Consider the following 5,899-nt stretch of genomic DNA (forward strand, 5'->3'; position numbering starts at 1 on the left):
GTCCGCGGGTGTCGGACGCCAGGGGTGCCGGACGCCGGGGGGTGCCGGGCGTCAGGGGTGCCGGGTGTCAGCGGGCGTCGAGCGGGGGCAGGCCCATGCGTCCGCGGTGCGAGTCGCGCAGCAGGCTCGCCGGGCTGACCACCGAGGCGCCCGCGTCCAGCACCAGTTCGGACCCGGTGATCATGCCGGCGGCCGGGGACGAGGCGAAGGCGACCGCCGCCGCGATCTCCTCGGCGCCGATCGTCGTGCGCATCGGGTTGCTCTCCCGCAGCCGCACCAGGTCCTCCTCGCCGGGGGCGAGCCGCGACTCGGTCGCGGGGGTGCGCACCCAGCCGGGGGAGAGGGTGGCGAAGCTGACGCCGTACCGGCCGTAGTCGACGGCGAGCTGGCGCGTCAGCGCGGCGATCGCGCCCTTCGCCGCGGCGTACGCGGGCAGGCCGGGTGCGGCGGTGCGGTGCAGGACCAGCGTGTTGAGCAGGCTCTCCCGGAAGGTTCCGGCGGCCAGGATGATTTGGTAGTTCTCGACACCGACGAAGGTGCGCGGGCCCAGCAGGTTCCAGTGGTCGGTGCTCAGCAGCATCGACTGGACCACCGGGTAGAAGGTGAACCCCAGGATCACCAGCAGGGCGGGGGCCACCGTCAGCCAGCCGGCGAGGTTTCCGCTGTTGCGCCGGCGGCGGCGGGCGGTGGCGGCCGGACGGGTGGGGCGTGCGGCCCCACCGGGAGCGCCGGAAGGGCGCCCCCCACCGGGGCGGCGCTGCAAGATCAGGACACCTGGGCGATCGATACGTAATCAATAAGGGGAGGCCCGGTACCCGCGGCCCGGCCGGCCCTCCGGAGGGCCATCGCGCCGATCCGGACGGGCGACCGGACAGGAACCGCCGACCCGCCGGAGCCGGACGGCCCGGGGGAGGCCGGGCCGGCGCTACGCCGGACCGCGGCGCAGCGCCTCACGGGTGGTACCGAGCTTGCGCAGCACCTTCGCGACGTGCTGCTCCACCGTCCGCGGCGACAGGAACAGGGCGACGGCGATGTCCTTGTTGGTGGCGCCGTCGCCGAGCAGCCGGGCGACCTGCTCCTCGCGCGGCGACAGCTCGTCCCCGTAGCCCGCCCGGCCGCGGGACGGCGGACGGGACTGCCCGAGCGCCAGCAGCAGGTGCCGGCAGCGGGCGGCGTCGGTGGTCGCACCGAGCCGGTCGTGGACCGCCACCGCCCCGGTCAGCCGCTGCACGGCCTCGGCGGGCCGGATCCCGGCCAGCGCCTGCGCGGCCTGCTCGTCGGCCAGGGCCGCGTGGTACGGCCGGCCGATGCCGGACCACTGCAGCCGGGCCCGGTCGAACTGGCGGGCCGCCTCCTCCGGGTCCGCGCCCGCGGAGAGCAGTCCGCGGCACAGGTACTGCTCGGCGACCGCCCCCGGCGCGTTCAGCCCCTCGATGCCGCCGCGGTGGTCCTCGGCCAGCGCGGTGCCGGTGGCGTGCTCGCCCCGGCGCACCGCGGTCTCCACCGCCACCGGCACCAGGTCCAGCGCGTACACCCACTCCTCCTTGCGCGGCAGCAGCGGCAGGTACTCGCCGACGGTGCGCCAGGCCGCCTCCGCGTCACCGCGGGTCAGCTGGACGCGGGCCAGACCGGCTGCGGCACCGAGGGCGTTGACGTTCATCCGGGCGGTGTCCCGGCCCAGCACCCGCCCGAACCGCTCCACCGCCCGGGAGACCCGCCCGCGCGCCGCAGCCGTGACGCCCTCCACCGTCGCGAGCAGGTCGTCGACCGCGAGCGGCTCGTCGACGTACTCCGCGAGGAACGCCGCGTACCGCTCGTCCCAGTCCGCCCACTCGCCGGCCAGCCAGGACAGCAGCAGCCGGTAGGAGCGGCAGTGCACGACGAGGGCGTGCGCGTGGTGGTGCCGGGAGAGGGCCAGCGCCTCCTCCGTGTACTCGGCGGCGCGGGCGTCCTGCCCCAGACAGATCCCGATCTCGGCGGCGTTCACCAGGGCCCGGGCGGTGTGCCGGACGACCTCCGGATCCGCGTCGGCCCGCGGCAGGCCGGCGAGCAGCTCCACCGCCTCCGGCCGGCCCTGCGCGGTCAGGACGGTCACCCGGTTGGCCGCCACCGAGGCGTGGACGGTCCGGTCCGGGCTGTCCGCGATGGTCGCCACCGCGCGGTCCAGCCAGGCCCGCTGCTCCGCGGCGGAGAACCGGCTGGTCTCCCACATCGCCAGCAGCGACATCGCGCGGGCGGCCTGCTCCGGCCGCCGCCCCTCCAACTCCTCGACGGCCCGCTCGATCTCCGCCTCGCCCGCCGGGTCGGCCGCCTGGTTGAGCAGCAGCAGCCCCAGGTCGAGCCGGATCTCGCCGCGCGCCGCCACCGGCAGGCCGGGCCCGGCCACGATCCGGCGCAGCGTGGCGATCGTCCGGGTGTACTCGGTGGCGTCCCAGGCCGTCCGGGCGAGGGCGAGCGCGGCCCGGGCGTGCACGTCGGCGGGTAGCCGCGGCTCGTCCAGCACCTGGTGCAGCAGGGTCGCCGCGGTGCCCTGGTCGCCGAGCGCCACGGCCTGGTCCGCGGCGGCCATCGCATGGTCGAGCCAGGCGGCGGAGTCGCCCAGGGCTCGGGCGTGGTGGGCGATCTGGACGCGCGGCGGCTCCGGGAGCGACTCCAGGACGTGCAGGATCCGGCGGTGCAACTGCTGCCGCACCGGGCCGGGAAGGTTGTCGTACTGGGCCTGCCGGCCGAGCGCGTGCGCGAAGCCGTAGCTGTCCGGACCGTACTCGCGCAGCACCGAGGCCGCGAGCGCCGCGAGGAGGGCCGCGCCCGCCTCGTCCGCCGGCAGCCCCGCACAGTCGGCCAGCAGCTGCTCGCCGGCCGGCACCGCCAGCACGGCCGCGACGTTCACCAGCTCCACGGCCTCCGGGGACAGCCGCTCGATGCGTTCCGCGAACACCTCGCGCAGGCTGCGGGGAACGCCGAGCGCACGGTCGCCGAGCTGCCCGCCCAGGGTGATCAGGTCCTCCTCGATGACCAGCGGCAGGCCCTCGCTGCGCTCCACCAGGGTGTGCAGCAGCGCCGGGGTGGCCGACTCGGCCAGCACGGACCGGGCCATCACCCGCAGGTCGTCCGCGGTCAGGCGGTGGAGGGCCAGCTCGGCGCCACCGGTACCGGGCGGGCGCCGGAACGCCGCGCCGAGCACCGGACCCCGCCCGGGGACGTCCCGGGCCCGGTAGGTCAGCACCAGCGCGGTGTCGGCGGGGAGGTCCCGGCCCAGCAGCAGGAGCAGTTCCCGGGTGGCCTCGTCCGCCCAGTGCACGTCCTCGACGACCAGCACCACCGGGGCGATCGCCGCCAGCACCGCCCGCACGCCCCGGGCCACCTGGTCGCGCGGGGCGTTCTGCCCGGACGGGAGGGCCGGGGCGGGCGGCAGCCGTTCGGCGAGTTCCGGCAGCAGTACGGCGAGCACCCCGGCGGCGCCGTCCAGTCGGCCGCCCTCGGGCAGCCAGGGGCCGCAGCGGCGCAAGGCCTCCACCACCGGCCCGAAGGCCAGCGGCTCGCGCAGCGGGTGGCAGCCGCCGGTCACCACGTGGACGCCCTCGCGCTGCAGCTCTGCGGCCGCCTCGGCGACCAGCCGCGACTTGCCGATCCCGGCCTCGCCCTCGACCAGCACCACCGACGGACGCGAGCGCGCGGCGCCCAGCAGCGCCCCGAGCTCGCGCTCGCGCCCGACGAAGGCGGGCGTCCGCCTGCGGGGGGCACCGCCCACCGCGTCGGCCTGCGTCGTCATCCGCTGCGTCCCTCCTGCTCCGTCCCCGGCTCGGGGCCGCGCCTTCCAACCTAGCGCCGGGCACGGTGGACGGCCGGGCGGCGCGGCACTCAACGGTGCAGGTCATCCCGGGCCAGCTGCGCGTCCGCGAGCTTCACGGTGAAGCGGCCGTTGCCCTGGGCGTGGGTGAAGCGCCCGCCGGCGTAGCCGCCGTCCACCCCGGACTCCGACAGCAGGACACGTGCGCCGTTGGGCAGTTGCCCGAGCATGCTCGTCCCGAACTCGCCGGTCGGCACCGCGGACACCGCCGAGGTGCTGTACGCGGCCTCATGGGCGTTTCCGAACGGCTCGCGGGTGAGCTGCGCGTCCGTGGGAAGCTCGAAGGCGGTCGCCTCGCGCAGCACGGTCGCCCCGCCCGGGAGTTCGTACCGCAGCGCCACACCGTCGGCCGAGGTGCGCACATGGACCGTGATCCGCTCGGAGCCCTTCGTGAAGACCAGTCGGGTCTCGGTCGCGGTGCGGGTGCGGGAGTTACCGGTGGTGGTCTCGTACGTCTCGTTGACGGTCTTGTCCGAGCGGCTGATGAACTCCAGGCCGGCGCTGAAGTCGGTGGTGCTCGTGACCAGGCCGATCGGCGCCGGGTTCAGGACCTGCTTGCAGTTCCAGGTGGCTCAACACCCGCTACCGCGACTGGCGCGACCTGGTCCGCGCCGAGCTCTCCGCGCTCCCGGCCGCCGACGCGCGCGCCGTCCTGCGCGGCACCGCCCTGCGCGTCTACCGGCCCGCACGACAGCCGGCGTAGCTCACAGCCCACCCCTACGACCACATTCGGGAGACCCCTGGTGCACCAGGCCCTCTACACCGGCGCACGGACGATCCGCGTCCGGCCCGCCGCACCCCAGCCACCTGCCGCCGGACAGGTCCGCATCGACGTCGCCTACACCGGCATCTGCGGCACTGACCTGCACATCCTCCACGGCGCCATGGACGACCGGGTCACCCTGCCCGCCGTCCTCGGCCACGAGATGTCCGCGCGGATCGCCGAGACCGGCGACGGCGTCACCGGCTGGACGGCCGGCGACCCAGTCACCGTGATGCCCGTCGCGGCCTGCCACGACTGCCACGACGGACACACCCACCTCTGCCACCGCCTCGACTTCCTCGGCATCGACTCCGCCGGTGCCATGCAGACCAGCTGGACCGTCCCCGCCGGGTTCCTCGTCCGCCTCCCGGACGGGCTGCGCCTGGACCACGCCGCCCTGGTCGAGCCCACCGCCGTCGCCGTGCACGACGTGCGGCGCGGCGGGCTGCGCCCGGGGGAGAAAGCGGTGGTGGTGGGCGCGGGCCCGATCGGGGTGTTGATCGGCGTCGTCGCCCGCCGCGCCGGCGCGGACGTCCTGCTGGTGGAGCCCGACGCCCACCGGCGCGAGGTCGCCGAAGGGATCGCTTCGCCACCGTCGACCCTGCGGCCACCGACGTGCCCACCGCCGTCGACGCCTGGACCGGGGGAGCGGGTGCGGACGCCGCCTTCGAGGTCTCCCGGTGCCGCCCAGGGGGTGGCGAACGCCGTCGACTACCTCCGGGCCCGGGGCCGACTGGTCCTGGTGGCCATCCACCCCGTGCCGCGCGAGGTGGACCTGCGCCGCTTCTTCCGGCGCGAACTCAGTCTCCCGGGAGCCCGGCTCTACCGGCGGGAGGACTTCGAGGAGGCCGTCGACCCGCTCGACACCGGGGCGGTCCCGGCCGACGCCCTCCTCTCGCGGACCGAACCGCTCCACCGCGCCCGCGACGCCTTCACCGCCCTCACCTCCGTGTCCGGCGTGCTGAAGGTCTGCTCGACTGCCGCGACACCCCGGGGAGCGAACCGGCATGACGACCCCACGACACCGGCGGCTCTTCGACCTGACCGGACGGCTCGCGGTCGTCACCGGTGCCCGCCGCGGACTCGGCCTCGCCATCGCCGAGGCGCTGGCCGCCGCGGGCGCCGACATCGTCGCCGTCAGCGCCACCCTGGAGCCCACCGGCAGCGAGAAGGAGAACGGCGCCGCAGTGTTCCAGCAGCCCGCCAACGGCAAGGCCCGGCAGCGCTGGAAGCTCGTCCCCGTCCGCTGAGCGCAGCCCCGCGAGGGGGCGGCGACCTGCCGCCCC

Annotated in this window: 2 protein-coding genes and 3 pseudogenes; 2 read left to right on the plus strand and 3 right to left on the minus strand. The window is 76.1% G+C overall.

Annotated features, from left to right (window positions below):
* Nucleotides 1–67: 67 nt before the first annotated feature.
* The 3 genes and pseudogenes from ACWGB8_RS37465 to ACWGB8_RS37475 form a co-directional block, all read right to left on the minus strand.
* Nucleotides 68–763 carry an SDR family oxidoreductase gene (locus tag ACWGB8_RS37465; protein WP_452218138.1) on the minus strand — a complete coding sequence of 232 codons (696 nt, stop codon included), beginning with the start codon at nucleotides 761–763 and terminating at the stop codon, nucleotides 68–70.
* Between the two features lie 162 nt (nucleotides 764–925).
* On the minus strand, nucleotides 926–3,772 hold the full coding sequence (locus ACWGB8_RS37470; RefSeq protein ID WP_452218139.1) for an AAA family ATPase: 2,847 nt from the start codon (nucleotides 3,770–3,772) through the stop codon (nucleotides 926–928).
* A gap of 89 nt (nucleotides 3,773–3,861) precedes the next feature.
* Nucleotides 3,862–4,401, minus strand: a pseudogene (locus ACWGB8_RS37475) (glycoside hydrolase family 97 N-terminal domain-containing protein); the annotation flags it as partial.
* A gap of 192 nt (nucleotides 4,402–4,593) precedes the next feature.
* On the opposite strand from ACWGB8_RS37475, the pseudogene ACWGB8_RS37480 reads away from it, so the two are divergent.
* Both ACWGB8_RS37480 and ACWGB8_RS37485 read left to right on the plus strand, forming a co-directional pair.
* A pseudogene (locus ACWGB8_RS37480) lies at nucleotides 4,594–4,926 on the plus strand (alcohol dehydrogenase catalytic domain-containing protein); the annotation flags it as partial.
* A 694-nt stretch (nucleotides 4,927–5,620) separates the two neighbouring features.
* Nucleotides 5,621–5,788: pseudogene (locus tag ACWGB8_RS37485) on the plus strand (SDR family NAD(P)-dependent oxidoreductase); the annotation flags it as partial.
* Nucleotides 5,789–5,899 lie beyond the last annotated feature (111 nt).

Source organism: Kitasatospora sp. NPDC054939, assembly GCF_053610105.1.

Bases quoted from the DNA above. Each gene is read 5' to 3' on its own strand.
- ACWGB8_RS37470 (WP_452218139.1), bottom strand. From the start codon at position 3,772: ATGACGACGCAGGCCGACGCGGTGGGCGGTGCCCCCCGCAGGCGGACG.